This is a genomic window from Archangium sp. Cb G35, assembly GCF_001896145.1.
GTDB lineage: Bacteria > Myxococcota > Myxococcia > Myxococcales > Myxococcaceae > Archangium > Archangium violaceum.
Map to the genome: position 1 here is coordinate 569,497 of NZ_MPOI01000004.1, position 26,126 is coordinate 595,622.

At 66.0% G+C, this 26,126-nt stretch carries 19 protein-coding genes; 8 read left to right on the plus strand and 11 right to left on the minus strand.

Going from position 1 to position 26,126, the window contains the following annotated elements:
• Positions 1-18 precede the first annotated feature (18 nt).
• Positions 19-3,390: an ELWxxDGT repeat protein gene (locus BO221_RS53735; RefSeq protein WP_073561263.1), complete on the plus strand. Its 3,372-nt coding sequence runs from the start codon at positions 19-21 to the stop codon at positions 3,388-3,390.
• On the opposite strand, the gene BO221_RS15795 is transcribed toward BO221_RS53735, so the two are convergent.
• Positions 3,383-5,194: a tetratricopeptide repeat protein gene (locus BO221_RS15795; protein WP_073561264.1), complete on the minus strand. Its 1,812-nt coding sequence runs from the start codon at positions 5,192-5,194 to the stop codon at positions 3,383-3,385. The genes BO221_RS53735 and BO221_RS15795 overlap by 8 nt on opposite strands.
• 652 nt (positions 5,195-5,846) lie before the next feature.
• Between BO221_RS15795 and BO221_RS15800 the strand changes: the two genes are divergently transcribed.
• Both BO221_RS15800 and BO221_RS53740 read left to right on the plus strand, forming a co-directional pair.
• Positions 5,847-6,164, plus strand: coding sequence for a hypothetical protein (locus tag BO221_RS15800; RefSeq protein ID WP_143195470.1), 318 nt, complete (start codon positions 5,847-5,849; stop codon positions 6,162-6,164).
• Positions 6,165-6,166: 2 nt separating this feature from the next.
• Complete coding sequence (locus tag BO221_RS53740) at positions 6,167-6,997, plus strand: hypothetical protein (RefSeq protein ID WP_143195471.1); 831 nt, start codon at positions 6,167-6,169, stop codon at positions 6,995-6,997.
• Positions 6,998-7,465: 468 nt separating this feature from the next.
• Here BO221_RS53740 and BO221_RS53745 read toward each other — a convergent pair whose 3' ends face one another.
• The 4 genes from BO221_RS53745 to BO221_RS15820 all read right to left on the minus strand — a co-directional run bounded on the left by BO221_RS53745 (position 7,466) and on the right by BO221_RS15820 (position 13,765).
• Positions 7,466-11,551 (minus strand): hypothetical protein, encoded by a 4,086-nt coding sequence (locus BO221_RS53745; RefSeq protein WP_143195472.1) that lies wholly within the window; start codon positions 11,549-11,551, stop codon positions 7,466-7,468.
• 87 nt (positions 11,552-11,638) lie between these two features.
• Complete coding sequence (locus BO221_RS15810) at positions 11,639-12,160, minus strand: gamma-glutamylcyclotransferase (RefSeq protein WP_073561267.1); 522 nt, start codon at positions 12,158-12,160, stop codon at positions 11,639-11,641.
• A gap of 28 nt (positions 12,161-12,188) precedes the next feature.
• Positions 12,189-12,767 (minus strand): GbsR/MarR family transcriptional regulator, encoded by a 579-nt coding sequence (locus BO221_RS15815; RefSeq protein WP_043410265.1) that lies wholly within the window; start codon positions 12,765-12,767, stop codon positions 12,189-12,191.
• Positions 12,764-13,765, minus strand: coding sequence for a polyprenyl synthetase family protein (locus tag BO221_RS15820; protein ID WP_073561388.1), 1,002 nt, complete (start codon positions 13,763-13,765; stop codon positions 12,764-12,766). The genes BO221_RS15815 and BO221_RS15820 overlap by 4 nt, the downstream gene beginning before the upstream one ends.
• A gap of 185 nt (positions 13,766-13,950) precedes the next feature.
• Here BO221_RS15820 and BO221_RS15825 point away from each other — a divergent pair, with 185 nt between their 5' ends.
• Complete coding sequence (locus BO221_RS15825) at positions 13,951-15,483, plus strand: MFS transporter (protein ID WP_073561268.1); 1,533 nt, start codon at positions 13,951-13,953, stop codon at positions 15,481-15,483.
• Positions 15,484-15,535: 52 nt separating this feature from the next.
• Here the strand turns inward: BO221_RS15825 and BO221_RS15830 are convergent, their stop codons facing one another.
• Positions 15,536-16,060: a phage tail protein gene (locus tag BO221_RS15830; RefSeq protein ID WP_073561269.1), complete on the minus strand. Its 525-nt coding sequence runs from the start codon at positions 16,058-16,060 to the stop codon at positions 15,536-15,538.
• Between the two features lie 406 nt (positions 16,061-16,466).
• Between BO221_RS15830 and BO221_RS15835 the strand changes: the two genes are divergently transcribed.
• On the plus strand, positions 16,467-18,239 hold the full coding sequence (locus BO221_RS15835) for a hypothetical protein (protein WP_083681066.1): 1,773 nt from the start codon (positions 16,467-16,469) through the stop codon (positions 18,237-18,239).
• A 26-nt stretch (positions 18,240-18,265) separates the two neighbouring features.
• Here BO221_RS15835 and BO221_RS56175 read toward each other — a convergent pair whose 3' ends face one another.
• Positions 18,266-18,769, minus strand: coding sequence for a GNAT family N-acetyltransferase (locus BO221_RS56175; RefSeq protein WP_233166027.1), 504 nt, complete (start codon positions 18,767-18,769; stop codon positions 18,266-18,268).
• Between the two features lie 68 nt (positions 18,770-18,837).
• Here BO221_RS56175 and BO221_RS56180 point away from each other — a divergent pair, with 68 nt between their 5' ends.
• A complete protein-coding gene (locus BO221_RS56180) occupies positions 18,838-19,008 on the plus strand; it encodes a hypothetical protein (RefSeq protein WP_233166029.1) in 171 nt (56 codons plus the stop codon).
• Between the two features lie 149 nt (positions 19,009-19,157).
• The gene (rnk, locus tag BO221_RS15845; protein WP_073561270.1) at positions 19,158-19,577 is read left to right on the plus strand and encodes a nucleoside diphosphate kinase regulator; all 420 of its coding nucleotides are present in this window, start codon (positions 19,158-19,160) and stop codon (positions 19,575-19,577) included.
• Here rnk and BO221_RS15850 read toward each other — a convergent pair.
• Positions 19,574-20,164, minus strand: coding sequence for a hypothetical protein (locus tag BO221_RS15850; RefSeq protein WP_073561271.1), 591 nt, complete (start codon positions 20,162-20,164; stop codon positions 19,574-19,576). The two genes, rnk and BO221_RS15850, sit on opposite strands and share 4 nt — an antisense overlap.
• A gap of 107 nt (positions 20,165-20,271) precedes the next feature.
• Here BO221_RS15850 and BO221_RS15855 point away from each other — a divergent pair, with 107 nt between their 5' ends.
• On the plus strand, positions 20,272-21,561 hold the full coding sequence (locus BO221_RS15855) for a hypothetical protein (protein ID WP_073561272.1): 1,290 nt from the start codon (positions 20,272-20,274) through the stop codon (positions 21,559-21,561).
• A gap of 64 nt (positions 21,562-21,625) precedes the next feature.
• Here the strand turns inward: BO221_RS15855 and BO221_RS56185 are convergent, their stop codons facing one another.
• The 3 genes from BO221_RS56185 to BO221_RS15870 form a co-directional block, all read right to left on the minus strand.
• Positions 21,626-23,356 carry a type IV pilus twitching motility protein PilT gene (locus BO221_RS56185; RefSeq protein ID WP_073561273.1) on the minus strand — a complete coding sequence of 577 codons (1,731 nt, stop codon included), beginning with the start codon at positions 23,354-23,356 and terminating at the stop codon, positions 21,626-21,628.
• Between the two features lie 15 nt (positions 23,357-23,371).
• On the minus strand, positions 23,372-23,851 hold the full coding sequence (locus BO221_RS15865; protein WP_073561274.1) for a hypothetical protein: 480 nt from the start codon (positions 23,849-23,851) through the stop codon (positions 23,372-23,374).
• Between the two features lie 234 nt (positions 23,852-24,085).
• Positions 24,086-26,119, minus strand: coding sequence for a PAS domain-containing protein (locus BO221_RS15870; protein WP_073561275.1), 2,034 nt, complete (start codon positions 26,117-26,119; stop codon positions 24,086-24,088).
• Between the last annotated feature and the right edge of the window lie 7 nt (positions 26,120-26,126).

Consider the following 26,126-nt stretch of genomic DNA (forward strand, 5'->3'; position numbering starts at 1 on the left):
GACACGAGGAGCGGTGAGATGAAGCCGTATCCGAGGGTGCTGGCGGGGTTGTGCATCCTGTTGGCCATGGGAGGGGGCTGTGCCGAGGAGAATCCCGCGCGGGCCGCGGCGCCCGGGCAGGTGAGGCGGGCCCTGGGCACGATGGCACCCGAGCGGGTCCGGGACATCAACCTCGTTCCGAACACCCTCGTGGGAAGTGGTCCGGAGAATCCGGCCCTGGTGGGCGACACCCTCTTCTTCTCCGCGAACGGCGGCGGCCCCGGCATCGAGCTGTGGAAGAGCGATGGCACGGCCGCGGGCACGGTGATGGTGAAGGACCTCAAACCCGGGCGGTTGTCCTCCAGCCCGGCGGCACTGGCGCGGATGGGCGGGCTCGTCTACTTCACCACCTTCGCCGGTGACGCGCTGTGGAAGAGCGATGGCACGGACGCGGGCACGGTGGTGGTGAAGGCGATCAAGCCGGGCGGCGGATATGCCATGCCTGGCTCCCAGCGCATGGTGCCCTTCCAGGGGAACCTCTACTTCCAGGCGGATGATGGTTCCGGTACGGGCGGCGAGCTGTGGAAGAGCGATGGGACGGAAGCGGGCACGGTGCTCGTGAAGGACATCTACCCGGGCAGTACGAATTCCGAGTTCAGGGGGCTCATCGCCCTGGAGAACGCCCTGTATTTCGTCGCCACGGACGGGACGCACGGGTTCGAGCTCTGGCGCACCGATGGGACGGAGGCGGGGACGTACCTGGTCAAGGACATCATGCCGGGCTCTTCCAACAGTTTCGTGGGTGAGCTGGTCCGGCTCGGCAACACGCTCTACTTCTCCGCGGACGATGGACGGGGAACGACGCTCTGGAAGAGCGATGGGACGGAGGCGGGGACCGTCAGGGTCGAGGCCCCCGCGGCCCCCTATGGCATCCACCCCCTGTACCTGACGGCCATGGGCGGGGCGCTCTACTTCAACAACTTCAAGGATGGCGAGCTGTGGCGGAGCGATGGCACGGCCGCGGGCACGTACCGGGTGAAGACCCTCAACCCGGTGGGCCAGAGCAGTCCGTGGATCATCCGGGCCACCACGAACGCGATCTACTTCTACGCGACCGACGACACCCACGGGTATGAGCTGTGGAAGAGCGACGGGACGGCGGAGGGCACGCAGCTCATGAAGGACATCGTGCCCGGGAGCAGCAGCAGCCATCCGGCTCCCCAGTGTGGTGTGGGGACGTTGATGTTCTTCACCGTGCGCGACCGGGACCATGGCTTCGAGCTGTGGAGGAGCGATGGCACGCCGGAGGGCACGTTCCTCCTGAAGGACATCCATCCAGGCACTTCCGACAGCATGCCCTCCAACCTGCGCTGCTCGGACACGGCCGTCTTCTTCACCGCGAATGACGGAGTGCACGGAAGTGAGCTGTGGAGGAGCGATGGCACGGAGGCGGGCACGTACCTCGTGAAGGACATCCTCCACCTGCCGGGCAGTTCCAGCCCGAAACTTTTCACGGACGTGGGGGGAACCGCTTTCTTCCAGGCCACGGACGGTCTCCACGGCCGGGAGCTGTGGAAGAGCAACGGGACGGAAGAGGGCACGCTGCTCGTGAAGGACATCCGAGTGGGCACCGCCGACACGCCGCTCGGGGCGTTCACCGCCGTGGGCTCACAGCTCGCCTTCACCGCGGACGATGGGGTGAGCGGCGTGGAGGTGTGGTGGAGCGATGGGACGGAGGCGGGCACGCACCGGACGCGGGACATCCATCCGGGAACCAGTGGCTCGGGTCCCAACTACCTCGCCGCCATGGGGGGGGTGCTCTACTTCATGGCGCAGGATGGGGTGAATGGCCACGAGCTGTGGAGGAGTGATGGCTCGGAGGCCGGGACGTACCTGGTGAAGGACATCAACCCGGGCCCGGCTTCTTCGACCCCCACCCTGCTCGTGCCTCGGGGTGACACGCTCTTCTTCTACGCGAACGATGGCGTGCACGGGATGGAACTGTGGAGCAGTGATGGGACGGAGGCCGGCACGCGCCTGGTGAAGGACATCAACCCCGGAGCGGGCCCCTGCTTCACGATGGTGGTGGGCTCGCTACTGAGCCCGGCCGTGCTGGAGGGGGTGCTCTACTTCTCCGCCAACGACGGGGTGATGGGCTCGGAGTTGTGGAGGAGCGATGGCACGGAAGAGGGAACGTACCAGGTGAAGGACATCAACCCCGGGACCGGCTGGTCGGGCGTGAATTCCCTCACGGCGGTGGGGCACGTGCTCTACTTCAGCGCCGCGGACGCCACCACCCTGTGGGAGCTGTGGAGGAGTGACGGGACGCCGGAGGGGACGTATCTGGTGAAGGACCGCCACGGGACGGCGGCCTCCAATCCCAGGATCTTCACCGCGGTGGGAGACCTCGTCTTCTTCCTGGCGAGTGACAGCAAGAGCGGCGTGGAGGTGTGGAGGACCGATGGGACGGAGGCGGGCACGTGGCAGGTGAAGGACATCCGCCCGGGCTCCACGAGCTCGAATCCCGCGTGGCTGGTGGCCTTCGAGGGCCTGCTCTACTTCACCGCCGATGATGGGGTGAACGGGGTGCAGTCGTGGAAGAGCGATGGGACGGCGGAGGGGACCGCCGTCGCCTGGAAGCTCACGGCCGGAGATCTGCTTCCCACGCCCGAAGGGCTCACCCGCGTGGGCTCGAGCCTGTTCTTCTCCACCTCGGATGGGGTCTCGGGCATCGAGCCGTGGCGCGTGGCCCCGTCTCCCGACACCACGGCGCCCACGGTGACGTGTCCCGAGCCCATGACGGCCGAGGCCACGAGCGAGGCGGGCGCGGAGGTGGGTTACCCGTCCGCCACGGCCAGCGACGACGTGACGGCGGAGCCCTCACTCACCTACGGCCCCCCGAGTGGAGGCACCTTCCCGCTGGGAACGACGGAGGTGCATGTCACGGCCCGGGACGAGGCGGGCAACGAGGCCTCCTGCTCCTTCACCGTGACGGTGCGGGACACCACCGCGCCTGGGCTCATCTGCCCGCCCGACAGGGTGGCGGAGGGATTCACGGAGCCGGGTGTCCCCGTGTCCTTCGCTCCCGCCACCGCGAGTGACGCGGTGACGGTGCCGCTGGAGGTGGCCTACAGCCATGAGTCCGGTGGCGTCTTCCCCGTGGGCACCACGCGGGTGACGGCCAGTGCCGTGGACGAAGCGGGCCTGCGCGCCGAGTGCTCCTTCCAGGTGACGGTGACCCGGCGGGTGGTCTCCGTGCCCATCGAGGCCGGCGGGTGTGCGTGCCGGGTGTCGGGTCCGGGCCGCACGAGCCCTGGTCTGGTTCCGTGGCTGCTGCTCGGCGTGGGGATGCTGTGGAGCCGGCGGCCGAGGACGGAATGGCAATCGAGCCAGCGAAGCCCGCCTAGCTGATCGACTCGCTCCTGCCGCGCCACTCTTGCAACCTCTCACGAAAGTCCGCGGGAAGGCCCGGCAGGCGCAGCATTCGCACCACCAGCGGATATTCCAGACACCAGGAGCCCTCGGAGGGCCGCTGCCCGAGCAACGCCGTCAATTCCTTGAAGACCGCCCCCACCTCGCCGGGATGCGCGAGCGCGTGCTCGGTCAGCGCGACGATGGCGGCCTCCCCCACCCAGTCCATGGGACCGTGCAGGAGTTCCACCAACAACTCGCGCCCGCCTCCGGTCTCGGCGAGCACCAACGCCGCCGCCATCTGCACCGCGATGAACCAGTTCCAGGTCCGCACGCCCTCGGGCTTCGGCGGCGGATGCACCATCACGGCGGCGAGCTCCAGCGGGCTCACCCGCTCCAGCTCCCGGGCGATCGAGGCGGCCTCCGCGCGCCATGACTCCATACGGAAGGGCTTCGCGGCGAGCGCCCCTACCCTCCCAGCCACCTCTGCGGGAGGCGGCTCGACGGCCGGGGACGGCTCGGTCCCCTCGTAGCGCCACAGCACCGGCCGCTTCTTCCCGAACCCCAGACGCGCCAGCAGTCCCTGGCTCCGGTGCGCCCGAGGGTCCGGCTTCTGGATGGACTGAACAGTGATGTCCAACGTCACGCCCTCGGCGAGCTCGGCGAGCTCGAGCCTCGCGGAGCGGATGGCGCTCGGGGCCTCGACGTAGCCCACCGTCATCTTCAGGCGGCTCGAGGCCTTGACCTCGAACTCCTTCTTCGCCACGGCCCCGAGGATCTGCCGGATGGAGTTGATCGTCGCCTCGGTGGGCTCGGGCAGGAAGTCCACCCAGGGCTCGCCCTCGGGCGGCGGCGTGTAGCCGGAGGCGCGCAGCATCTGATGGAGCGCACTCGCGCGCTCGTTGTCCGGGTGCGCCTCGGCGTAGCGTACGAAGCGCTGCGCCAACTCCAGCGTCCCCGACACGTGGGCGCGAAGCAGCAACGCCGAGGGGAGGGCCCACGGGTGCTCCGGCTCGCGAGCCAGCACCTCCTCGTAGGCGGCGAGCGACTCCTTCTCCTGCCCGATCTCCCAGAGCAGGTCACCGATGTCCAGCCGGGCCGAGAGGTCCTCCGGATCCCTCTCCACCGCACGGCGGAAGTACGCCACGGCCGACGTCAGGTCCCCCAGATACCGGTACCCATTGGCCACCGAGACGGCCGCCATCCAGTCCGGGTGCTCCCGCTCGTAGGCGAGCGCGATGTCGAGCGCCTCCTGGAAGCGCCTCGCGCCCCGGGCCGTGCGGGCATGCACCATCATCAGCAGACCCGAGTCCCCATGCACGGCGCGGATGCGCGCGAGCACATCCAGGATCCGCTCCGCGAGCGAGGGATGGGTGGAGAGGTCCACCTGCTGCAGAAACCGCTCGGCCGCCGAGGCCACGGACATGGGATCCACGGCTCGGACGAAGTCGGGCGACTCGAGCCACTGGCGTGCCCAGACGAGGTAGGGAACCTCGGGTTTCACCTCGGCCACCTGCAGCAGGAGACACACCGCGGGCGTGGCATTGCCCGTGCGCGCGAGCAGCCACGCGTGCAGGGCCACCTCTCCGAACCATCCCCCATCGTTGTTGAGAGGGATGAGCTCGGCGGCGTTCTCCGGGCCCGCGCGCAGCAGGGCCTCGGCGGTGTCCAGGAACTCGGGATGCAGCGGGTCCGAGGCGAGCGCGCCGGCAAGGTGCCGCGCGGCATGGTGCACATCGCCATTGGCGAGGGCCTCGCGTGCGACGGCCAGGTCCTGCTCGGGAGTCGGATGGGAGCGGCTCATGGCGGGAGGCGTAGCACCAGGCTGGGTGACTTCGCCACCGCGTCCAGGCGGCGCACCAGGAGGTAACGCCTCGATGAACCGCAGGACCAGACGGGTGCCAGGCAGCACCCGCGCCTCTCCGGCGATGTGGAGGACTGGCCGCGTTAGAAGGTCAACTCCCCCCCATTCAACGGCTCGTCCCTCGTTTCCGGCGGTGCGACCCTGAACGCTCTCTTCTGCACGCTGCCCGGAAGGAGTCCCATCGATGCGCCTGCTGCTGCTGGGAGTCCTCATGCTCCTGGGGTGTGCTCCGAGCCTCTCCCGTGCGCACGTGGAGGGTGTAGACGTAGCCTCGGCCCCAGCAAGGACGAGCCTGCTGGTGCAGGGTGGGACACCAGCAGGCGCACGCAATGAATGGGCCGCCTTCCTCCCAGTGGAACTCGACGAGTCAGGTCCCGATGGATGGGGCACGGAGGCGCTACGTTCGGCTGGCTACCGCATCTCCATCGTCGAGTTCGAGGACATCGTCGAGTCCACCCCCATCAGAGATCCAAGGGGCGAGTCGGGTGAACTCTTCTCGAGACGTCCTCCCCGGCGGGGTGGCCCGGGTGGGCCTTCCGTACGGCGCCCGCCCTCGCTCTCCCCTCGCCCGACGCCTCAGCAGCGACAGGAGATGCAGCGACGCGCGGCGGACATGGAGGCGGTGCAGACTGCGCGCAAGCTCTACTTCCAGCGGTTGGCGGAGGCCCAGGCGCTCTATCCCAACAGCCAGGGCTACCAGGACCACCATCTCGTCCCCGTCTACCTTGGTGGGCCGAAAAGCGGTGTGACGTACCGGATTCCCACCGCCTACCACAAGCTGCTCACCCGGGAGTTTCGGAAGGAATGGAGTTACGACAGGGGAGAACCTTCTGCCCAGCGGCTTCAAGAAATCCTGCTCAAGGTCTACTCCCAGCACCCCATCCCCCAACTCATCGGAATCACTCCTTGACCATGCGCGAGATCATCGAATTCAGGATTGGAGAAACAGAGGCGCGCATGCTTCCGGGGAACCCAGGCAGAAGTCTTGGAGGAACAATCCGCAATGTCCGGCTACCTCTAGAAGACGAACGGGTCCGTCTGATTGGCGAACTGGATCGCGAGTTCAACAAACGAGGACGCTCTTTCTTCACGGGCTGGTCCATCTCCCGCCACTACACGCCAGCGGAGGTCCAATCCGCGCAAATATTCGCGCTTCGCCCCCGCTCCATCTTCGAACCCTGCGGCGAAATGTGCGGGACGGAGTATGACGAATCAGAAGCATGCTCCCACTGTGGCGCGGGTGCACGTCAATCCACGGATCTTCACCTGGAGCCCGAAAGCATTCCGAAGCGGGATCTGAGTTTCACCATTGCCAGGGAAATCGTCATATCGAACCGACTGGCCCAGGCCCTTCAAGCCCATGGAATCACGGGAGCCGGATTCCTGCCGGTACGCGATCCAACGGGGAGCCTCCTTGATGACTGGCGTCAGCTCACCATCACCTCGGCACCAGTAGACATCGTTGCGCCCACCCTTGTGGGCAATGACCTCTTCGATCTCGACGAGCAGGGGCAGTACAGCTGCCCCCGAGGCCACGTCCTCGGCTTGAATCGCCTCTCCGAGTTGTGGGTGCGAAGGGAGAGCTACGACGACAGTGACTTGGTCCGAACAAGACAACTGACCGGTGCCCGCCGAGGCGTGTTGCACCCGAAGCCCGACATCCTCCTCTCCCCGAGGCTGCATCGGCTGCTGCGCGAGCTGAAGGTGGGGCGTCTCGTGGTGGAGGTGGCCCACCTGACTTGAGGCTCACAGGGGATCAGACGAGCGCCAACTTGAGTTCAAGGGCCTCTCCAGCAAAGGAATTCACCAAAGGTCCACTAGCCCTCAGTTCGAGTTTCACACCTTATTGAGCCCACCTGCAGCGGACCATGAGAGCACTCGTCGTTGCTTCCGAGGAGGCACGCGGTTTTTCGCGTTCCCATGGAGCACGATGGCTCGAAGAAAAATGGAGCACGATGGCTCGAAGAAAAATCCCTCAACGCTCTCTACAACCAAGCGGTGGTGACCTCTGCGCCACAGATGGCACCGCTTGCCCCCACATGAACTCATCCAAAAAGTGCGAAACTCGAACTCAGTGCACTGCGGAGAGAATCTCCCAGACTGGGAATCGTCATGCACCGCCTCGTCCCCACCAATGACACGCGGCAGACGCCCAATGCCGCCACCCAACGATAGCCGGATCATTCATCAGGTACTCCGCCCAAGTGTTCTTCAAGCACTTGCAGCAACTTTCTGGAGTTTTTGGATCAATTCAACAGGGACACCGAGTCGCACGGCAGGAATTGCAGCCAAGATTACCTTTGCTGCGGTTGACCATCCGACAGCGGACAAATTGCATGCCGCACGGATGCTTTCTACATGCAAGCGAGGATCGCGCAGGAGAAAGGGTGCATTCGCAAGTCGCAGCCAGTCATTACGAATGACCCGATCGAAGCTAATTGCGACTGATTTTTGAAGTATCGGACTAGCAATAGCTGCATCGAATACACGTAAGTGCGCATAAAGCGCCTCTTCAGGCCCGATACCTCCTATCCCTAGAAGCAATACGCCCGCCATTGTCCTTCGCACGACCGGCAAACCTGCATCTTGAAGAACCAACACAAGTTCGCGCTCTCCTAAATGTCCAACGGATATTAGCTCCTCAACGGCGGAACGAACTGACTCCCCTAGACTCGAAATCTTCTGCCGCCAAGCATCAAAGAACTGAATGATGGCCTGACCCGATGCTCGAGCATTGATAATTGCCCCCATTAATGCAGGCACAACAAGCTGCACCGTAACATCCGGACCAATCTCCACGGCACTGCCTGCACAATCAGGCTCATATACTGGTCGATGCCGACGGGCACCCACGAACTCAGCATCGCGAGCCAGCGCTACAGCATAGTCGAACACGTCCTCGATTAACCCAGCAGCAATAATGGCCTGCAGGCACTCCAACCGCACTTCAAACCTCATATGTGCATATGGAGCATCCAGCACCTTCCTTGACGCACGCTCCTTGAGCCCCACACTGCCAATCGAACTGGCAACACGAAAAATCATCCACCACTGTGCCGCAACGGGAGTAACAGGGATACGTGCAATATCCTTATGAGGCTCAAACTGACTACACATTCCAGGCGAAGGCTCCCCAGAAGAGACATTCCCACTGAGATAAAGAAGCACTTGGCCAACAAACTTATGGAGAGCGTACTCTTTGAAGCTCTCCGGAGTGTTAGGAAGCACCTCCAATTGCTCTACGACAGCACTCAGAACATCCAGCGCGCGCATGCGCTGACCAGCACGCCATAACATATAGGCGCAATCAGCCCTCAAACCCAGTGTAAGTACATTCTTCTTAAATCGTTCAGACCGATGTGCGGCTTGCCCGAACAACTCTCCGGCTTCATTCCACAACCCTAAGCAACCAGCAGCAATGGCTGCGCTACGGGCAGAAAAAACTGGCTGCACATCATAGAACTCATCAACAACCCACGCAGGAATGACATTTCGCCATATTTCAAGCGCACGGGAATAATCTCCCCGGTTGAAGGCAATTATCGCCAATTGATCATTCAAACCAAAGGACGAACCAGCCTCTTCCACGACATCAGCGACGACCTTTTCCGCTTCAGACCTTAGACCCAGCCTCTCATCGAGAATAACTGAAAGTGAGCGAGCAACTGCCTGCATCCATGGCCTGCACTCCCACCGCCTCCCAGCAACCAACGCTTCGCGCAAAATTTGAACAGATGCTTCATGGCCAGCAGCATCCTCTTGCGAAAGCCCTAGCCAAGCCTTGCTAAACAGAAGGCGAGTGTCCCCATCGTCACTACGGAAAGTGGCGAGAAACATGTTGCGCTCCTCGTCACCAAGGGCGTCGATTGCCCGCACAAGCGCCCGTATTTCTTCAGGCCCGCGAACCCTCTGAGCGAGCACAGAGGAGAACCAATCTAAAACCGTCGCCTTCTCCCGCCCGAAAACTCGCATGGGCAGGCCCATCCCAATTCCCAAGCTAGGTTCCTGCCTATTTACCCACTCAATCAAACGAGAAAACTCAATCGCCTTATCAACATACTCTCCAACAGGAACCACAATCTCGACCCTCATCAAGACTGTGGATGCGTAGAGAACCCACGACATTATCTCCGCCATACCTTCTGGCTTGGCAGAAAACTCCCTATCCACAATATGCTTTAGCGACTGAAGCTGCTTGGGCCGCGCAATAGCTGCGATTTCCCATTGAAGCAGACGGAAACTCCGACGAGCGCTCAAGGCCGTGAACGGCAACTCATCATCAATTTTGCTACTAATGGCCAGCACCCAATCACAATCATTCGCAATGGCGCGCTTAACATCTCGAGGCGCAGTCGAAAAGACATAAAACAGGGATACAGCCAGCTTTTCGGCTCGACCAATGATTGCATGAAAGACCGCAGACGAGAATTCTGCGACACTGATGGACTTTTCAGCGATAAGCGTAGCTGCAATCTGTCGATGAAGGCGGCGCATCTCCTCTTGCGACAACACTTGCTGACCCGCTTTGGATACCAATGGAGAGACGCGCAGATACCCCTCCGCCGGCTGCTCAAGCCAAGGACCAACCAACTCGTTCAACACTTCACCGGAGCGTGGCACAACCGGGTCAATTTCTGCGATGCGCAGGGCAACTGAGCGCCGAAAGGCTCCGATCGTCAAACTGAGCCGATAAAGGAGATCACGAGCTGGCTCGTTGAGAACCGAGCGAATGAGCTGGAGAGCCTCTGCGCGAGAATCCTCCACAACCTTGGGATGCTCGATAACATCCTGTAGTGCTGGCTCAGGAAATCCAGCCGATTTCAGTGCCGTCACATGCACAGCCACAAGCTGTGGATGTCCCGATGTCTGCATCCACACAATCCTAGAAAGCGCCTTTGCTCGCCGAGCGTTATTACACCCAAGCGACTCCATCAACACTTGGATTTCATGCTCATCAAACGGTGGGATATGCAACGCAGCTTCGGGCGAAAGACCAATAACGGAGGCAAGCCTCGGCACAATAGGTCGATACGAGATGATGACTAGAGTTCCACGTCTATCACGCACCAACTTAGCAAGGCGCCCCAATTCGCCCTCAATCAACCTTGGGTCGGTCTGGCAATTAAAATCGTCCAACACGACACAAGGCGCATGCTCACACTCCAAAGATGCTACTCGCATCTCATGAAGTAACGACGGCAGATATCTCCCACCTCGTTCACGCAAATCAGGTTCACGCAAATCAGCCCAGAGCAGAGGAGTGCACCCATCAACGACTTGGCGCACCAGCGTAGTTTTTCCCATGCCGGTGCCACCATCAACGTGCACAATGCCGAACTTCCTCAAAGTAGCACGAACTGACTCTATTAATTTCTCCCGCAGCAGCAAATCGCCAGGCAGTATTGGTGGAGCGAAGCGAGATTCATTTGAGGAAAGTGACGGGAATTCCTCTGCACCAGTCTTACTAAAATAGTGCCCCACAAATTGCTGCAATGCCATCGCAGACCGCGGGACCACGACATACGCGAATCTGCTTATCTGCTCAAACAACTCTCGCTGACTCAGCGAACGACGTGCCCCGTCGATGGCCACGGCTTCAACAATCTGATAGAGTTCGCTTGCTATCTTTGGCACTTCTTGTGATGGAATTCCATGAGGCCCAGTCAATGACATCAATAGACGCAGGACTCTGTCACGCACCTCACCAAGACTTGGCTCATTAGCAAGCCATTCAATAGGCAAAATCAGGTTGCCGTGAATTCTTTCCGTGGTTGCAGTACGAAGGAAAGCGGCCAAAGGCGCACGAATACTCTGTTTGGCTAGAAGAAATTTGCGTAGCCGCTCTATGGTAGGCGCTGCATCGCGGGCTGGCACACTTCGGCAAGACTGCCAGAGCTCGATGCCCTTCTCGCCATTGAAACCATCCTGCTCGACACCTATAGCCGCAGTGGTGACATATTGATAACGTATGTCAATGCGGCGCCTAGCATTTCGCTCTCTCAGGTCCCAGTAGTTGTTGATCGCCGAAAGAGCATTCTCACTACTTAGGGTCAAAGCTCCTGATGCCCTGTTGTCCTTGATTTGGACAGCCGTCGCCTCATCGTGTCCGACGACATCTAAATCTTCTGCGCCCTCAACGAACAGGGCCTCGTCGGGGCCAAGCTCACTCCATGCCTCGACCGTTCGCCAAAACTGATAGATGAAGCCCCGTTCGGCAGCACTGGCCCGCCGCCGGGGATCACCAACCAGGGCCTCCACCTCGTTCTGACCATTAGAAGCGGACATGTCGGCGCTCACGACAAATCGACCGTGCTTCTTCCACAAAGAGGCTGAGTTCAAGGGTGAACCAACGCCCCCCTTGTTCCAAAGAAAAGCGAGCCTCCCCTACTCCCCGCGGCGCAGGCGCTCGATGTATCCGGCGGGCAATCCGGCGCTCTCCGCGCCGCGCACCAGTGCGTCGATGAACCGCTGGCTGATGGGGCCCTCGGTGGACGCCCGGCGCGGCGACGTCACGAACGCCGTCGCCTGCAGCTCCTGCCCCTCCACCCGGACGCGCACGAGCCTCTCCACGCTCATGCTCGTCACCGCGCCCTCCTTGTGCTGGATGATCGGCCAGTCCTTCCCGCCAATCTCGAACAGCCTCCCGTACACGCTCTTCCCCGGCGCGTCCGTCAGCCCCGCCACCCTCCCTCCCCACCACCTCGAGGGAAAGTCGTACACCAGGTCCACGTCCAGCGCCTCGGCCAGCTTGCCCTCGGGCAGCTCGAAGAACTCGTAGCTGTGCTGCGCCCTCCACTCCTCGAAGGCCGCCCGGTCCAGGATGGTCGAATAGGCGAAGTACAGCTTCATGGCCGCCGTATCCGCCTGGCTCCGCGCCTTCATCACCTGATCGTAATGCGAGTCCATCCGTGCCTCCCTCGGCTCCCCGGCCGCCTCACTGCCTCGGCGAGTCCTCGCGCAACGCGCCGAGGATGCCGCCCACGTCCAGCCGGGCCGTCTTGATGAACAGCCGTAGCGCGCGCTCCACGTGCTCGGCAAGCGTGGCCATCTTCTCCAGCCTCGCCAGGTGTTCACGGGGAACGTTCCCCGTCTCCACCGCCAGCCGGTGCGCCTCGGCCAGGTCCGCGCGGATGCGCTCGATGAACCCCGCCTCCCGCTCTTCAATCACGTGCGACACCATGCGGATGAGGTCCGTCTCCGCCGCATAGCGCCAGGCGCTGTCCTGCGGCGAGCGCACGCGGCGGATCACGCCCCAGCGCTCCAGGTCCCTCAACAGCATGGACACGCCGCCCTTGGACAGCTCCAGCTCACGCTCGAGCTCCCCGGCGGTGAGGGGCTCACCGCGCAGGTACAGCAGGGCCCAGACGCGGCCCTGGTTGCGCTTGAAGCCCCAGAACTCGATGACGTTGCCCACCGCGTCGATGGCGATGGCTTCCCAGGGAGCGAGATGACCGTTGCTGGAGCCCTCCCCCCGGGCCGCTTCGAGACCACTCGTCCACAGGTAGCCTTTCATGCGGCGCGGCTCTCCTGCGCCTGGGCGGCGATGCCCACCGACAGCTTGCGCGCCCAGTCCACCAGCTCGGCGCCCGTGCCCTGCTGCGCGTACGGCCCCAGCGCGTCCACGGCCGCCTCCAGCTCCTTGTTCATCCGCTCCATGGCCAGCTCGACGACGCCGGTGGCCTCGATGGCGTCGCCGATGGCGCGGGTGCGCTCGGGGTTGACGGTGGTGAAGGCCCACGCGTCCTTGAGCTTGTTCTTCAGCGTCCCGTCGCGCGCCACCGCCAGGAGGATGGGCAGCGAGGGCGTCCCCGAGAGCACGTCCGCGTAGCGCGGCTTGCCCGGATCCGTGCCGAGCACGTCGCGGATGTCATCGGCGATCTGGAAGGCCACGCCGAAGCGGCGGCCGAAGAGATCGAAGCGCTTGGCGGCCTCGGGCTGGTTGCCGAGCGTGGCGGCGGCGCTGCCGCACCAGCCGAAGAGCGAGCCCGTCTTGCCCTCGGCGATGAAGCGCAGGCGCTCCAGGGGCAGCTCCAGGTTGCCGCGGGCCTCCACCTCGGTGATGGCGGCGCGCGACATCTCCACCACCACGGAGAGGGCCGTCTGGGTGAGGCGCGCGTCCAGGTGGGACAGGCGGTGCAGCGCGGTGGAGAGGATGAGGTCTCCACTCATGACGGCGACGATGTTGCCCCAGCGGGCGTTCACCGTGGGCCGGGCGCGGCGGTACATGCCGGCGTCCACCACGTCGTCGTGCAGGAGGCTGGAGGAGTGGATCATCTCCGCGGCCACGGCCACGTCCACCAGCATCTCGGGGGCCACGTTCACCGCGCCGCCGAACAGGCGCACCAGCATGGGGCGGGCGCGCTTGCCGCCGGTGCCGATGCACAGGTGGCGCGCGGCCTCCATGAGCGTGTCGCCCTTCACGCCCGGGCCCGCATCCCCGTCCTCCAGCATGGTGCCCAGCCGCTGCTCCACGCTCCCCAGAAAGTCCGCCAGCTCACGCGCGAGTTCCATGTACCCCTCTTCTCCCTCTGCGCCGTTCATATAGTTCAAGACCTCGTGAACTGCACCTGTTTGCTGCGGAAACGAGCAGGCACCGGGCCAGGAAGGGGGGCGAGCGGGCGCCAGGGGTCGGTTTGAGTGGGTGCGGTGCGTCATGAGAGACCAGGACGTTCCCCTCCGCCGCCTCAAGGGTCCGCGTGTCTCTCGCCGTCCTGCGCCGTCACGTCCTCCGCAGCTTCGCTGCCCTGGCCACCGCCGTCCCCCTCTTCCGGCCCGGAAACTCACTGCCGGGCTCCGCCGCCCCGTTGGTGGGGGCGCCGACGGTAGGCACGACTCCCACATCCACTCCGGGCACCGAGGCGAGGAGCGCCCTGCGCGGCTCCCTGAAGGTCTCGGTGGCCGAGGGGATCGTCGCGGAGGTGTTCACCGCCTGCGCGGGAGCCACGGTGCTCACCGCGTGGGCGCTGGCGCTGAAGCTGGGGCCCTTGCTGGTGGGGGTGATGACGGCGCTGCCCTTCTTCGCCCAGTTCGTGCAGTTCCCGGCGGCGTGGCTGACGTCCACCTTCGGGCACCGGAAGGTGGCGCTGACGGCGGTGTGCCTGTCGCGCCAGGTGATGCTGCCGTTGTGCGTGCTGCCGTGGCTGCCGCTGGAGCTGGAGGGACAACAGCGGTTGCTGGTGGGGGTGGCGGCGGTGTCGGCGGTGCTGGGCGTCATTGGGAACAACGCCTGGGTGGCGTGGATGGGCGAGCTGGTACCCGAATCCATCCGGGGGCGCTTCTTCGGCCGGCGCACGGCGCTGTGCACGCTGGGGAGCACGCTGACGTCACTGGTGGCGGGCGTGTTGATGGACAGACTGCGCCCGCCCGAGGGCGTGGGCCTGGGCCTGCCGCTGCTGGCGGCGCTGGCGTGCGTGGCGGGCGTGGTGACGACGGTGCTGATGGCGCGCCAGCATGATCCGGCGCCCCACAAGGAGAAGGCGAAGCTGGACTTCGGCGTGGCGCTGCTGCCGCTGCGGGACGAGCGGGCGCGCCGGGTGCTGGTGTACCAGGTGGCATGGAACGCGGCGGTGGGGATCTCCGCGCCCTTCTTCTCGTTCCACATGCTGAAGAACCTGAAGATGAGCTTCCTGACGATGGCGCTGTACCTGGCGGCGGTGGCCGGGATGCGCATGCTGGCCGCGCCGTTGTGGGGCAGGCTCATCGACAGGCTGGGGGCGCAACCGGTGCTGCTGGCGTGCTCGCTGGGGATTGGCGTCATCCCGGCCATCTGGCTGTTCCCGACGGCCACGTTCCTCTGGCCGCTGCTGGCGGACGTGGTGCTGGCGGGGGTGCTCTGGGGAGGCCATGGCCTGGCGATCTTCGCGCTGCCGTTGTCGGTGGCGCCGCGCCGGGGCCGGCCCTTCTACCTGGCGGCGTTCTCCACGGCGGGAGGCCTGGCCTACGCGGCGGCCTCGGCGCTGGGCGGGGGCCTGGCGAGCCTGCTGCCCACCGAGTTCACCCTCGGGGGCCACCTCTGGGTGAACCTGCACGTGCTCTTCTTGCTGTCCTCGGTGGCGCGGCTGGCCGCGGCCTTCCTGGCCATGCGCATCATCGAGCCGGACGCGAAGCCGGTGGGCTCGCTGGGAGCGCTGTTGTCGCTGGTGGGCTCGCGGCTCCAGGCCCGCGCGGCGCGGGTGCCCACTGCCGCCCCGGTGCTCACCGAGCCCCAGTCCGCCAACGCGAAGTCTTGAGCGCACGGAACGGACCCGGGGCCTTCCGAGGACCCCGGGCGCCCGGGCCGCGTCAGTTGCGCGAGGGGAAGATGCCCTCGAGCGCGATGATGAAGTTCAGGCAGAGGAAGGGCGACATGTTGTTGTGGGGCTGGCTGCCGCCCGCGACGCCGATGGCCGCCGGGTTCATCGTCGTGTTGATGGTGGTGTTGTACGTGGTCGGCGTCGTGCCCGGAGGATAGGCCGACAGCACGGAGCCTTCGGGCGACTCGTTGTTGCCCTCATTCAGGTTGGCATTGAGCGAGTGGGTGTGCGCCGGCATCTGATTGGCGATCAGGGTGACGGTCTCCGAACCACCCTGCTCCCCCAGGGTGCGCGGCGACAGACCCGGTCCCTGGCCCGGCTGCATGGGGTAGCGGCCGCGCAGGTCCGGCAGCGCGAAGGTCGTCTGTCCGTTGCCACCGTAGGTGGTGCCCAGAATGGCGAAGAGGGCCTGGTTCTGCGCGATGGACAGGATCTGGCCCTGACAGAACTGCCAGCCCCGAGGAGGGAAGTTGCCAGCGAACATCCGGATCTCCCCGATAAACGGCTCCGACATGTGTGCTCCCTGTTGAGTGCTGAGTGTTGAACCGGAAACAAACCATGTCCCGGGACGAAGGACCAGGACTCGCTGTCAACCCCTGACGAAACGCGTTGTGAAGCCAGTCACACCCTCCTGCCACGGACTGACACATACTGCGCATCTGCAACTGCAACTGGTTCTCGAAAGGACCGTGCCGATGACGATGCCGACCCTCCTGCGACTCCAACTGGGACCCTCCGGGTTCCGAGTCATGTCCCTCTGTGCCGCACTGGCCCTCTCGGCCTGCACGGCCGAAGGCCCCCCGGGACCGCAGGGTGAGGCAGGACCTCAAGGGCCTCAAGGACCGGCGGGACAACCCGGAGCGGCGGGCGCGGGCACGCTGCTGCGGACCACGCTCGAGCCAGAGGGTGCCAACTGCGCGATGGCGGGCTCGAAGCTCGAGGTCGGTCAGGATGCCAACGGGAACGGCACCCTGGACGACGCGGAGGTGGACGCCGCCCAGACGCGCTACGTGTGCAACGGAGCCCGGGGTGAGCCCGGCCCCGCGGGTGGACCCATGGGCCCCGCGGGTCCGGAAGGAAAGCGCGCGCTGGTGAAGACGTCGGCCGAGGCGGCCGGAGCCAACTGCGCCACCGGCGGCCTCAAGCTCGAGGCCGGCGTGGATGCCGACAGCAACGGCACGCTGGACGCGGCCGAGGTGGACTGGGCCTTGACCCGCTACGTGTGCAACGGCGCCCAGGGTATCCAAGGCGTCCCGGGCGCCAAGGGTGACCCCGGAACCAAGGGCGACAAGGGTGACAAGGGCGATACCGGCGCCACGGGTGCGGCGGGAGCCCGGGCCCTGGTGAAGACGTCGGCCGAGGCGGTCGGGGCCAACTGCGCCACCGGCGGCGTCAAGCTCGAGGCCGGCGTGGACACCAATGGCAACGGCACGCTGGACACGGCCGAGGTGGACGCCGCCCTCACCCGCTACGTGTGTACTGGCGCCCAGGGTCCCCAGGGCATCCCGGGGAACAAGGGTGACACGGGCGCCACGGGCGCGGCGGGAGCCCGGGCCCTGGTGAAGACGTCGGCCGAGGCGGCTGGGGCCAACTGCGCCACCGGCGGCGTCAAGCTCGAGGCCGGTGTGGACGCCAATGGCAACAGCACGCTGGACACGGCCGAGGTGGACGCCGCCCTCACCCGCTACGTGTGCAATGGCCCCAAGGGCGACACGGGTACCGCGGGTGGCGCGGGCCCCCAGGGTCCGTCCGGCGCGGTGGGACTCTACGGGGATGGCTCGGCGGGCGTCCTCAACCTCCTCAACGGACAGACGCTGGATCTCACCACGGCGGCCGATCTGGCGCGCCTGCCAGCGGGCCTCAACACCCAGTTCAGCACCATCACCATCTCGGGAGAGCTGACCGTGCCCAGCGGCACCCTGCTGCGCGCCTCGGGGGACATCACCGTGAATGGCACCGGTAAGATCGTGGTGAAGCCGGGTGTGGAAGACACCGGAAATGGCGAGGCCCCGCAGGGCGTCGCACGGACCCCGGCCTCCACCTACAGTGGTGGACAGGCGATCACCGGGCTCCAAGCCGCCCAGGTGCTGCGCCCGCAGGTCGCGGGAGGAGGAGCCGGCGCCCGTATCTACGCGGGTGATGGCGCCAACGGCGGCGCGGGCGGTGGCTCGCTGATCATCGCATCCGGAGGCAGCGTGCGCATCATCACGGGGGCGAGCATCACCGCGAACGGCCAGAATGGCACCAATCCCATGACGGCGGGCGCCTCGATTCTCGGCACGGGCGGAGGCGCGGGGGGTGTCGTCGTCGTCGCGGCCAAGGGGGCCATCACCCTGGCGGGAACGATCCAGGCCAACGGAGGCAACGGGGCGGATGGATTCAATGGCAATGGCGGCACGGGCGAGGGAGGCGGTGGCGGTGGCGGTGGCGGCATCATCCACCTGCTCTCCTCCTCGGCGGCCACCACCACGGGCAGCACCGTGGTGAACGGTGGAACCGCTGGAGACAACGCCGCACCCACCACGGGCACGTCGGTCACCACGGCGGGTGGCGGCGGCGCGTGCGGCGGCAATGGTGGTAACGGAGGAGGATTCATCCCCGGCACCGCCACCATCGTCAGTGCCACCGCTGGACAGGCCGGCCAGGTGCTCAAGACGGTGGCGCCCGCGCCGGAGAATCTGCTGCTGCGGTAGGTGATGGGAGGGGCCCCGCCCGGTGCTCAAGCGGCGCCGGGCGCGGGCCACCGCAGCTCACAATACGGCTCCGCTGGATCCACCTCCACGCCACTCACGGGCATGAATCCCAGCCGGGTGTAGAGCCGCAGGGCCGGGTTGTTCCGCATGACATGGAGCCTCAAGGGCTTGCCGGCCGCCGCGGCCTCCTCCTGGAGCGTGCGCAGCACCGAGGTGCCCAGGCCCGAGCCCCGGTACGCGGGAAGCAGCGTCACATCCACCAGACGCAGCTCGTGCTCGCCGCGAACCACCCACAGACGGCCCACGGGCCGGCCCTCGTGCTCGAGGATGCAGTGGCCCTCGAAGGAGTAGCGCGCCTCGTAACCGCGCTTCTGCGCCAGCCACTGCATGCGCAGGAAGGGCTCTTGCTGCGCCGCGCTCCAGCCCCAGGCCGCCAGTTCCTCCGCACGGGTGCTCGCATAGAGTTCGAAGAGGAAGGCGTCGTCACTCTCGGCGGCTGGACGGTGGCTCAGGCGGGCAGGCTGGTTCACGATGACCTCGAGGCGTGGGCACCGGAGACCTGGCTTGCCCGGGGACAGCGGGCAGTTATACTCGCCCGATGTCCGCGCACGAGACCGTGCGCATTCCCGTGGTGACCGAGCCCATGATGTCCCCCTGCCCAGCTGCGATGAAGTCCGGTACGCGCTGGGCCGTGGTGCGTCGGGTGCTGCTCGCCCACGGCCGGGCCACCGCCTGGCTCCAGTCCCGCGCCGCTCGCCCCCAGTTCTGAGTCCGGGCGCGCGGCGTCCCGGTTCCCGCTGAAGACGGCCCAGGCACGCTCCGGCGTCGCCGCCATCTCGTCCTCTCGCGCGAGCCGACCTGACTTCTCTCGACACAACCCCGGCCGCAACACGGCCACTGCCCCATGAGGAACACGGAATGACCCAGCAAGAGCGACGCATCATCGTCACGGAGACCGACCTGGAGCGCCTCCAGCGCGTCATCGAGCAATACAGCGGCGGGCGTAACGCCGCACTGGCCGAGATGTTGGATCTGGAGCTGGGCCGGGCCGAGGTGATGAGCTCCCAGAAGGTCCCTCCGGACGTGGTGACGATGAACAGCACCGTCGTCTTCGAGGACGAGGAGACGAGCGCACGCCGGGAGGTGACGCTCTGCTACCCGTGGGATGCACGCGGCGACGAAGGCCGCGTCTCCGTGCTCGCGCCTGTCGGGAGCGCCCTCATCGGGCTGTCCGTGGGCCAGTCCATCGATTGGCCCATGCCAGGCGGACGAACCCGGAAGATCCGCATCGTCGCCGTGCCGTACCAGCCGGAGGCGGCGGGGCATTTCCACCTCTAACGCAGACCGTCGCGAATCAGCTCCCGGACCGTGGTTTCCGAGCGATCCGGGAGTGCGTGGCGATACGCCCGCACGGCCTCCCAGAGCTCCGGTGCGGGCCCCGAGCGCGCGATCGCCTGGCGCTCGGCCTCGTCCGGGACGCCCTCGATCGCGCGCTCCACCGTCCACAGGGACGATTCCAGGGCCATCAGGATCGCACGCCCGGAGGCCACGGCCTGCTCGCGCTCGGCACCGCCGCCCATGGCTTCGTCATCATAGAACTCCGCGTTGCCCATCAGGTCGCGAAGGGCCGCGGTACACGACACGAGCCCGGCGTCTCCAGGCGGCGCTCCCCGCTCCAGCCACGCGCGCAGGGCCACCAGGGCCTCTTCCGGCAGGGCCGACGAGGCGAAGTGACGTTGCCAGCCCTCGTCCCTGGGAGCGCCCCGGCGCCACCGGTCCACACAGGCCTCGGCGACGGCGAGCGCGGCACGGACGAGGACGGGCTTCCCCCACCGAGCCAACCCCCAGATCCAATCCTGGAGCGGCCGGACCCCAGGCGCCTCATCGAGATACGTCCGAAGCCCGTCGCGCTCACCAGTGGCCATGGAGAAACCCTAACCGAAACACCGGGAAGCGCCTGAAGCCACTATAACAATCACGCAAACTCATGTAAGTCCCGCCTTCTCTTACTTCCCAGAAGGAGGCAGGCGACATGGGTTTCAACAAGACGAGGAGACTCCTCATCGCGACGTGGCTGACCGGGGCCGGGCTCGCGGGGTGCGGTCCCGCCCTGGAGTCGGAGCCGGCGGAAGAGACCACGGGCATCGGGCAGCAGGCCCTCACGGAGGGAGCGCCGCTGACGGCCCATGACGCGAGCTGCCTCAAGCTGCAGGATCAGAACACGTGGAGCACCTACGCCTCGTACATGACGGGCGTGGGCCCCGCGCTGGGGCTGCCGGCCGTCCTGGGAGATCTGAACCGCGCGGGCCCGGTGCTCACCTCCACCAACCGCCCGGCGGCCGTGGGCTACAAGGGCGGCTTCCGCTGGAACGACGGCGACATGTCCACCACGGACTGGGTGCCGCAGGGACTGACGGCGGGCGTGTCCGGCAGCACCAACGTGGCCATCGTCGCCTGGCACTACACGCTCACCGGCCCGGACAAGGGCGTGCGCATCTCCGTGGCGGACATCTCGGACATGTCCCTGAGCGCGGTGAACTACCGGCACCTCCTGCTGGTGCGGCCCACCAGCGCCGGCAACTTCACCACCATCCCCGAGCACGGTGGCGGCCTGGCCTGGTACGGCAACTACCTCTACATGGCGGACACCGCGGACGGCGTGCGCGTGTTCGACCTCACGCAGATCCGCCAGGTGAGCACCAGCACCACGTGCGAGACGGCGATCGGCAAGGTGGGCACCGAGTGGTGCGCCTACGGCTACAAGTACGTGCTGCCGCAGGTGAGCGCGTACGTGGTGCCCTCGACCATCGCCAGCCCCTGCCGCCCCAAGTTCTCCTTCCTGGGCAAGGACACGCGCGGCGCCACGGACGTGCTGCTCTCGGGCGAGTACTGCAACAACACCGGCACGGGGTGCCCCTATGACGGCTCCACCCCGGGGCTCGGCGGGCGGCTCTACCGCTGGCCGGTGGACTCCACCACGTACCGCCTCAAGACGGTCAGCGGCCTGGTGGCCCCCGAGCGCGCCTGGATCATGAACGAGCCCAACGTGCAGGGCGTGGCCCCCATCATGACCACCACGGCGGCCACGTCGTACTGGCTGAGCTCGACGCGCTACAGCGGCGCCCTCTTCAAGGTGTCCACGGGGGCCTCGCGCACGGCGTACCTGTCCGGCAGCGGCCAGTGGGCGCGGATGCCCGAGGGCATGCACGCCACGGGCAGCGGCACCAACCTGTGGACGGTCACCGAGGGCTACAACGGCAGCACCAGCCCGGCCAGCGGCGGCCGCGTGGTCTTCTTCGCGGACCAGGCCTCACTGGACTGAGGTTGGACACGGACAGCCGTGACCCTGGACAGCTCCCGGGTCACGGCATGTCCTCTTCCCTGGCTCAGGAGGTGGGCAGATCGATCTTGAAGCCCGAGCGCTCCAGCATCTGCTTGAACTCGGCCTTGGCGATGGCCTTGATGTAGGCGTCGTTGGGCTCGCAGAGCTTCTTCTTCACCAGATCCAGCAGGGCATCGTTGAGCGTCTGCATGCCGATGCCGCGCGAGGTCTGCATGATGGAGGGAATCTGGAACGTCTTGCCCTCGCGGATGAGGTTGGCCACGGAGCTGGTGCACAGGAGCACTTCCTGCGCGGGCACGCGGCCTCCGCCGATCTTCTTCACCAGCATCTGCGAGATGACGCCCTTGAGGGACTCGGAGAGCATCATGCGGATCTGCTCCTGCCGGTCCGCGGGGAACTGGTCGATGATGCGGTCCACCGTCGAGGGCGCCGTGTTGGTGTGCAGCGTTCCGAACACGAGGTGGCCCGTTTCGGCCGTTTCGATGGCGATGGCGATCGTCTCGAGGTCTCGCATTTCGCCGACGAGCACGATGTCCGGGTCTTCACGGAGGGCGGCGCGCAGGGCGTTCTTGAAGCCGTGCGTGTGGACGTGCACCTCGCGCTGGTTGACCAGGCACTTCTTGTTCGGGTGCACGAACTCGATCGGGTCCTCGATCGTGATGATGTGGTCCTCGCGATTGCGATTGATGTAGTCGATCATCGCGGCGAGGGTGGTGGACTTACCGGAGCCCGTGGGACCGGTGACGAGCACCAGACCCTTGCTGAGGTAGCACAGGTCGAGGATGTGCTTGGAGAGCCCCATGTCCTCGGCGGACATGATCTTCGTGGGGATCTGCCGCATCACCGAGCCGATGCCCTTGCGATCCTCGAAGACGTTGACGCGGAAGCGGGCGCGCTCGGTCTCGTGGGCGAAGTCCGTGTCGCGCGTCTCCTCCCACTGCTTCTTGTTCTTCTCCGGAGCAATGGTCCAGAGCATCGCCTTGAGGCGATCGTTCGTGAGGGGCCGGTAGTCTTCCTGCGCCACCATGTCGCCGTCGATGCGCAGCATGGGCACCACCTGGCTGGACAGGTGGAGGTCCGAGGCCTTCTTGTCGAGCATGCGATCCAACAGCGCGCGCAGGGCCTGCGCGGCATCCGAGTCCGGCCCGTCGTTGACGGGAATGACCTGGATGGAGGACTTCACCTCGGCGGCGGGAGCAGGCGCGGGCGCCGGCGTGGGGGCCTTGGCGGCGGCCGGAGCGGCGGTGGGAACGGCGCGGGGCCCGGCGGCCGGAGCGGTAGGCGCACGCGCGGTGGCGCCGGGGCCGGCGGTGAAGGCGCCGCCGGCACCGCGAGCGGCCAGATCCATCATGTCCGCCGGGGAAGCCAGCTCCAGCTTGTCATCCTCGGAGGCGGGCGGCAGATCCAGGCCGGCCTGCGCCGCCGGAGTCGGGGCCGGGAGCGGCACCGCGACGACGTTCGCGGCCGGCGCCGCCTTCTGGGGCACCAGCGCCACCTTCAGGTGGCCGGCGACGTTCTGCACCTTGACCTGCACCGCGCCCGAGGGAGCGGCATAGGAGAAGGTGGAGACCCCCTCGGTGGGAAAGCTGCCCCGCATGTCCGCGGGGAGGATCTCCGAGAGCGCACCGATGATCTGCTGCGAGTTGAGACCCGCCTTGACCATGGGGACGTTGCCCGCGGCGGTCCGCAAATTGATGCCGCTGCCGGTCTCCAACATGATGGCGACACCGGCTTCCTTGTAGAGCTTCTCGATGAAGGCGTCGAACCGAGCCATGGCTTTTCAGGCTTCTCAGCGGCGAAGGGTTTCCACGTAGGCGACGTGGCGCTTGTTGACCAGGGCGACGCGCTCCCCCTCCAACACGGGGAAGAACGCGGGCGCGCTGTTGTTGAGGTAGTCGGTGAGGCGGGAGTGGGCCTCGGGCAGCACGTAGGTGATGAGCCCGCGCAGCTTCTGGCCGTCCATCATCGTCACCTCCACCTCGTGCTCGGTGGGGATGGTGAACTGATCGACGACGTTGGGCTCGAGCTCGGCGGCCACGCGCGCCAGGGCGAGGTTCTCGCAGTGCACGAACGTCATGGCGTCCGTGTCCGCGTCCACCGCGGGGATGAACAGCGAGCCGCTGTTGTTGAGCAGGTCCGACAGGCGCTCACCACCGGTGTGCCCAGGAGCGGCTTCGGCGAGGAACACGGCCACGTTGCGCGAGGCACCACCCGGCAGGACGAACTGGGCCGCTACGCGTCGCTTGGGTACGGAGAGGGATTCCAGCATAGGGGGGCAGTATCAGTCAGTCAGCGGTGCGTTGTTTAGCACACTCGACGATTCTCCCAGGAATCCGGACCGGGGGTGAAGGCCGTTTCTACAGCCTTCTACAGGCGTGCAGCCACCAGGAGGGCAGCCGAGCGGATGGGCTCCTCCCCGCTCAACGCCTCTTCTCCTGGGCCTGGCCTGGGCCTGGAGGAACCAGGAGCGGCTGGGCGAGCTCCGCGATGCGCGAGGACGTGTTCATGTCGAGGGTCCCGAGACGGGGAGTTCGACGACGAAGCTCGCACCTTCGCCGAGGGCGCTGCGCACCCGGATCGTTCCGCCATGCGCCTCGACGATGTGCTTGGAGATGTGGAGGCCCAGCCCGAGACCGCTGATCTGGCTCGCATCGACGAGCCGCTCGAACCGCTCGAAGATGCGGTGCTGATCCTCCGGTGCGATGCCCGGCCCGCGATCCTCGACCTCGAGAATGGCGGAGGTACCAACCTCCCGTGTGGCCACCTTCAACGCGGCGCCCGGCGCGTATTTGAGGGCGTTGGTGAGCAGATTGGCCAGCACCTGCTCGAGCCGATCCCGGTCCCACCTGCCCACGAGGCCCGGCGTGAGGTGCATCTCGAGCGCGTGGCCGGCCTCGTTGAATTGCGGCCCGAAGCGATCGACCACCTCGCGCGCGAGCACGCTGAGCTCCACCCGCTCGAACTGCATGTTCAACCGGCCGGTGGCGATGCGCGAGATGTCGAGCATGTCCTCGACGAGCCGGCTGAGCCTGCCGATGGAGCGCTCGGTCTGATCGACCAGCCGGGTGACACGCTCGGGGAGGAAGGCGGAGGGATCGTTGCTGGCGATCCGCTTGCGCATGTACTGCGTCTGCATCTTCATCGAGGTGATGGGCGTGCGCAGCTCGTGCGAAGCAATCGACAGGAAGGTGTCCCGCGAGGTGATGGCCTCCTGCGCGCGCTGGAACAGCCGGGCGTTGTCCATCGCCACGGCGGCCTGGGCCGCGAGCCCCGCCACGAGCCGCTCCTCTCGCTCGGTGAAGACGCCCGGCACGGGGTGTCCGAAGAACAACCCACCCAGCACCTCGCCCGAGCGGGACTTCACGGGAACCGCGAGGTAGCTGCGCACGGGCAGATGGCCGGGGGGCATCCCATTGTAGGGAGCGCTGTGTCCGTAACGTGGATCCTGGGTGATGTCGTCGCTGCGGATGATTCCCTCGCCCTTGAACGTGGGCTCGAAGACCCGGGTCGCGCGAGGCATGGGGAAATTGTCGAAGGCCTTCCGTGGGACACCCGAGAGCGTGTACAGCATGTACGCCTGCCCCTGCTCGTTGAGCACGTTGTAGAAGAACGCGCCGAATGAAGCCTTGGACAGCCGCGTCGCGGCGTCGGTCACGCCTTGAACCAGCCTCTCGAGCTGGAGCTCGGCGGCCAATGACTGGCCCGTCGTGTTGATGAGCTCCAGGGTCCGGAGCGACTCGTCCTTCTCGATCAGCGTCCGCCGGAGTGACTCCTCGAGCTGCCTCTGGGCCGTGATGTCGCGGGTGATGCCGTCGAACCGCCGTGGACGGCCGTGGGCGTCGTAGAAGACGCGGCCGGTCGCGTGAAGCCACCGCACCTGGGCCCGTTCACCCTCACCGATCACCACCCGGAAGTCGAGACTGTACGGAACCCGATCCTCGATCGCGCTCCGGACCGCCTCGTTCGCCCGCGGCAGATCATCCGGGTGAATCGCACGGAACAGCATCTCCGCCGTTACCGGGCCTTCAGCGGGGAGGCCGTACAGCTGTCTGTAGATGGCATTGCACGTCACGGCCGTCAGCGGAAGGTCGCAAAACCAGACCCCGAGACCAGCCACCTCGACGACGAGCTCGAAGCGCTCATTCTGGGTCTTGCGCTCGTGAATGTCGGTGGCGCTGCCCAGCCATCGGGCCGAGCCGGCCGGAGTCTTCACCGGCACGCACCGGACGTGGTGCCAGCGATAGGCACCGTCCGCGCGGCGCAGCCGGAACTCGCGCTCGAGCGGCGTCCCGGTGGCACTGGCTTCTTCCCAGGCCACCGTCGCGGCGGTCACGTCATCCGGGTGCAGCACGGCCATCCACGCGGCGGCGCCTGGCAGGCGCGTGGCAAGGCCCGTGAAGGCGTGCCATGCGGGGTTGAAGTCACTCGCCTCCGCACCTCCCGTGGACGTCCACACGATGTGAGGCATCGCCGCCGCGAACGTGTGAAAGAGCAACTCGTCGTGAGGTCCCTCGGTCGTCGGGAGGCTTCCAGGCATCAGAGGC

What these genes read in the sequence shown, in the direction of transcription:
- BO221_RS15835 (WP_083681066.1), top strand. Translation starts at nt 16,467, where the DNA reads ATGGCGGGCTCGAAGCTCGAGGTCGGTCAGGATGCCAACGGGAACGGC.
- BO221_RS15870 (WP_073561275.1), bottom strand. Translation starts at nt 26,119, where the DNA reads ATGCCTGGAAGCCTCCCGACGACCGAGGGACCTCACGACGAGTTGCTC.
- BO221_RS15820 (WP_073561388.1), bottom strand. Translation starts at nt 13,765, where the DNA reads ATGGAACTCGCGCGTGAGCTGGCGGACTTTCTGGGGAGCGTGGAGCAG.
- BO221_RS53735 (WP_073561263.1), top strand. Translation starts at nt 19, where the DNA reads ATGAAGCCGTATCCGAGGGTGCTGGCGGGGTTGTGCATCCTGTTGGCC.
- BO221_RS15865 (WP_073561274.1), bottom strand. Translation starts at nt 23,851, where the DNA reads ATGCTGGAATCCCTCTCCGTACCCAAGCGACGCGTAGCGGCCCAGTTC.
- BO221_RS56185 (WP_073561273.1), bottom strand. Translation starts at nt 23,356, where the DNA reads ATGGCTCGGTTCGACGCCTTCATCGAGAAGCTCTACAAGGAAGCCGGT.
- BO221_RS15810 (WP_073561267.1), bottom strand. Translation starts at nt 12,160, where the DNA reads ATGGACTCGCATTACGATCAGGTGATGAAGGCGCGGAGCCAGGCGGAT.
- BO221_RS15830 (WP_073561269.1), bottom strand. Translation starts at nt 16,060, where the DNA reads ATGTCGGAGCCGTTTATCGGGGAGATCCGGATGTTCGCTGGCAACTTC.
- BO221_RS15795 (WP_073561264.1), bottom strand. Translation starts at nt 5,194, where the DNA reads ATGAGCCGCTCCCATCCGACTCCCGAGCAGGACCTGGCCGTCGCACGC.
- BO221_RS15850 (WP_073561271.1), bottom strand. Translation starts at nt 20,164, where the DNA reads ATGGCCACTGGTGAGCGCGACGGGCTTCGGACGTATCTCGATGAGGCG.
- BO221_RS15855 (WP_073561272.1), top strand. Translation starts at nt 20,272, where the DNA reads ATGGGTTTCAACAAGACGAGGAGACTCCTCATCGCGACGTGGCTGACC.
- BO221_RS15815 (WP_043410265.1), bottom strand. Translation starts at nt 12,767, where the DNA reads ATGAAAGGCTACCTGTGGACGAGTGGTCTCGAAGCGGCCCGGGGGGAG.
- rnk (WP_073561270.1), top strand. Translation starts at nt 19,158, where the DNA reads ATGACCCAGCAAGAGCGACGCATCATCGTCACGGAGACCGACCTGGAG.
- BO221_RS53740 (WP_143195471.1), top strand. Translation starts at nt 6,167, where the DNA reads ATGCGCGAGATCATCGAATTCAGGATTGGAGAAACAGAGGCGCGCATG.
- BO221_RS15800 (WP_143195470.1), top strand. Translation starts at nt 5,847, where the DNA reads ATGCAGCGACGCGCGGCGGACATGGAGGCGGTGCAGACTGCGCGCAAG.
- BO221_RS56180 (WP_233166029.1), top strand. Translation starts at nt 18,838, where the DNA reads ATGTCCGCGCACGAGACCGTGCGCATTCCCGTGGTGACCGAGCCCATG.